Origin of the sequence: Cetobacterium sp. (assembly GCF_048470075.1) — a bacterium.
Lineage (GTDB): Bacteria > Fusobacteriota > Fusobacteriia > Fusobacteriales > Fusobacteriaceae > Cetobacterium_A.
The window spans coordinates 1-3,244 of the sequence record NZ_DBGBQB010000313.1 but is presented as its reverse complement, the minus strand read 5'-3'; the positions used below and the strand labels follow the sequence as shown (position 1 = coordinate 3,244).

Below are 3,244 nucleotides of genomic sequence, written 5' to 3'. Positions count from 1 at the left end.
TATGTATTGTTTAATATAAATATATATATAAATTGACCATTATATTCAAAAATGATATACTTATTATATATTAAATGCCAAAAGGCTTAATAGAGGAAGATGGGTGAGAATCCCACACAGCTCTACGCTACTGTATTGCAGACGAAACTAATGAACCACTGGGTGAAACTGGGAAGGATTAGAAGTAGGACGATGCTAAGTCAGGAGACTTATTTAATTAGGAGGGTTCCATGTTATTCAAATCAAAGTTTCTAAAAATTTTATTTATCTTTACAAATCTATGTTTCACAACTTCCATTTTTGCTAAAACAAGCCAAATTCTAAAAAAACAAATTCAAATCACTGACAACGTCGGAAGAATTGTTGATATTTCAGTTCCAATAGAAAAAGCTATTGTTGTTTCACGTTATAATAATGAACTAATTAGAGCTTGTGGAGCTATTAATAATGTTATTGCTGTAGATATGAATACAGCTCAAGATAGGGCATATTGGAGTAATTTTAAAGTTGAAGATGTTATTGGAAAAAATCAAAAAGATTTGAACTATGAAAAAATCATCTCCCTTTCTCCTGAAGTTTTTATTCTTCCTGCAAATGGTTCATATAAAGAAGCGGAGAAGAAGCTTACTCCTTTTGGAATTAAAGTTATTGTTATTTCAGGTTATGATACAAGTGATTTCTACAATCAGATCAATAATATTGGAATAATCTTTGGCAAAGAAAAAGAAGCTAAAGATTTTATAGATTTTTATGAAATTCCTTTGAAATACATTGAAAAAAATCTTCAAGACATAGATAAAAAAACTGTTTACTGGGAGGACTCTAAAGATTTCTATACAGCTTTTCCAGGAAGCTATTACTACAATATGATTGAAGCTTCTGGCGGAAAAAATATATTTGGAGATCAAAATACAAAAACAAGTGAATCACAAGTTGATTCCGAAGCTATAATAATTAAAAATCCAAGTGTAATTGTTAAAAATATAAGTCCAGCACAAGCTATAAAAGGAAGTGGTATTTATGCCCCTCCTACAAAAGAGCAACAAATCAAAACTATTGAAGAGATTAAAAATAGAACTGGATGGGGCAATATTGAAGCTGTTAAAAATAACAATATCTATCTTATGTCACAATTTGGACATGGAGGTGCCTCTAAAATGATAGGCGCTGTTTATATGGCAAAGTGGATCTATCCAGAGAATCTCCCTGAATTGGATCCTGATTTAATCTTTGAGGAGTGGCTTGAAAAATTTCAAGGATTTAAAAATATTAAGGGACACTTTTATCCAGTTCCTAACAAGAGTAAAAATGAAAAGTAAATATATTTTTCCCCTAATATTTTTAACCGTTTTGCTTTGCTCTGGACTATCTTTAGGAAACACTTGGATAAATTTTTTTAATATGAACCAACAGGAATTAAATATAATGTTTTTCTTAAGAGGACCTAGAGTCATCTTTGGTTTATTTTGTGGAATGGGACTAGCACTTTGTGGTACAATTATGCAAGGAATCACAAGAAATCCTATGGCTAGCCCATTTACCTTGGGTGTTTCTGCATCAGCATCTTTTGGGGCTGCCATTGCAATTATTTTTTTTACTGACAATAGCTTAACTATAATAATTGGATCTTTTACATCTACAATGATTTGTGCTTTTGTTGTTTTTATATGTGCTTTAAAAAAAGAGATGGAATCTTTGACTATGATTATAATTGGGATTGCATTAAACTACCTGTTTACTGCCCTTACATCTACTCTTCAATATATAGCTTCAGATGATAAAATTTCTGCTATTGTTAAGTGGACCTTTGGAAGTTTAAATAGTGTTGATTGGCAAAATGTTCAAGTTCTTTTAGCAGTTCTTATTCCTATTACTATTTTTTCACAAAAAAAAGCTTGGGTACTAAATCTTATTTGTAATTGTGATGATGATTACTCCATTACTCTAGGAATTAATCCATCTAAAGAAAGAATTCTTCTTGGATTTGGAGCTCTTATTCTAACTGCTGTTATAATATCAACTTGTGGAATTATCGGTTTTGTGGGATTAGCAGCACCATATATCTCTAAAAAAATTGTAGGTGATAATCATAAATATCTTTTAAGTCATTCCATGATTATTGGCGGATTGCTTATTCTTATATCTGATGTTCTAAGTCGAACACTTTTCTCTCCTATAATAGTTCCTATTGGAATTATATTAAGTTACGTAGGAGTTCCTATACTTATAAATCTTATTTTAAAAAAAGGTGAAACAAAATGAAAATAAAAAATCTATCCTATAAGCATAGACAGGATTTTTCTCTTAAGAATATTAGTTTTCAAGTTAAGAGAGGAGAGATTCTTGGAATTTTAGGAAGTAATGGAAGTGGGAAAACAACACTTATTAAAAATATTTTAGGAGTTTTAAGAGGTGAGGGAGACATCACTCTCAATGGCTCTAATATTCAATCTATCCCTTTAAACAAAAGAAAAAATATATTATCATACGTTCCCCAAGAATCACAAGTTAATAATTTAACTGTTTTCGATACTATCATGCTAGGACGAATTCCATATATGAGATACAAACAAAATGAAAAAAATATAAAAATTGTGGATGAATTATTGGTAAGATTTAATCTTAATCATTTTAAAAATAGAAAAATTAATTTTTTGAGTGGGGGAGAAAAACAACGGTGCTATATTGCTCGGGCAATTGCTCAAAACTCTGAAGTTTTAATTTTAGATGAACCTACAAGTAGTTTAGATATAGCTAATGCCATAAATATATTAAGTATAATTAAAGAGATTGTAAAAGAAAAAAATATACGTTGCATAATTATTATACACGACCTCAACCTTGCTTATAATTTTTGTAACACCTTTTTATTTCTAAAAAATGGTGAACAAATATACTTTGGAAGTAAGGATAATTGCTTTAAAAAAGAGATTATCGATAACCTTTATAATATTGATATGAACATCTATAAAATTAAGGATACATTTTTAGTAGGGCCTAAAATTGAAACCTAATTTTTCAGTTTTAAAAGAAGAGAGATTAAAAAATAGATAAAATTAACTATATATTTAAAAGGGTAGTCTCAAATGATTATCCCTTTTTATTAAATAAAAAAGAGCCCCTTTGGGCTCTTTTCAGGCTGTAGACAAGTAACTGTCTACAGCTTTTTTTTTGGTTTTTTGGTATAATATTTTTAAATGAGGAGGCGATTTAATTTATGATGGGAATTAAAAATGTTAATGAA

At 29.3% G+C, this 3,244-nt stretch carries 3 protein-coding genes and 1 riboswitch; all 3 genes read left to right on the top strand.

What is annotated here, in order from left to right; all coding sequences use genetic code 11:
- Window positions 1–55 precede the first annotated feature (55 nt).
- Window positions 56–232, top strand: a riboswitch (cobalamin riboswitch).
- The 3 genes from ACMOUI_RS10890 (at window position 231) to ACMOUI_RS10880 (ending at window position 3,014) form a co-directional block, all read left to right on the top strand.
- Window positions 231–1,319 carry an ABC transporter substrate-binding protein gene (locus ACMOUI_RS10890; protein WP_418965720.1) on the top strand — a complete coding sequence of 363 codons (1,089 nt, stop codon included), beginning with the start codon at window positions 231–233 and terminating at the stop codon, window positions 1,317–1,319. Its footprint overlaps the riboswitch before it by 2 nt.
- Window positions 1,309–2,262, top strand: coding sequence for a FecCD family ABC transporter permease (locus tag ACMOUI_RS10885; RefSeq protein ID WP_418965719.1), 954 nt, complete (start codon window positions 1,309–1,311; stop codon window positions 2,260–2,262). The genes ACMOUI_RS10890 and ACMOUI_RS10885 overlap by 11 nt, the downstream gene beginning before the upstream one ends.
- Window positions 2,259–3,014: an ABC transporter ATP-binding protein gene (locus ACMOUI_RS10880; RefSeq protein ID WP_418965718.1), complete on the top strand. Its 756-nt coding sequence runs from the start codon at window positions 2,259–2,261 to the stop codon at window positions 3,012–3,014. The genes ACMOUI_RS10885 and ACMOUI_RS10880 overlap by 4 nt, the downstream gene beginning before the upstream one ends.
- The last annotated feature ends 230 nt before the right edge of the window (window positions 3,015–3,244 follow it).

Coding starts and splice junctions, on each gene's coding strand:
- ACMOUI_RS10890 (WP_418965720.1), top strand. CDS start 231: ATGTTATTCAAATCAAAGTTTCTAAAAATTTTATTTATCTTTACAAAT.
- ACMOUI_RS10885 (WP_418965719.1), top strand. CDS start 1,309: ATGAAAAGTAAATATATTTTTCCCCTAATATTTTTAACCGTTTTGCTT.
- ACMOUI_RS10880 (WP_418965718.1), top strand. CDS start 2,259: ATGAAAATAAAAAATCTATCCTATAAGCATAGACAGGATTTTTCTCTT.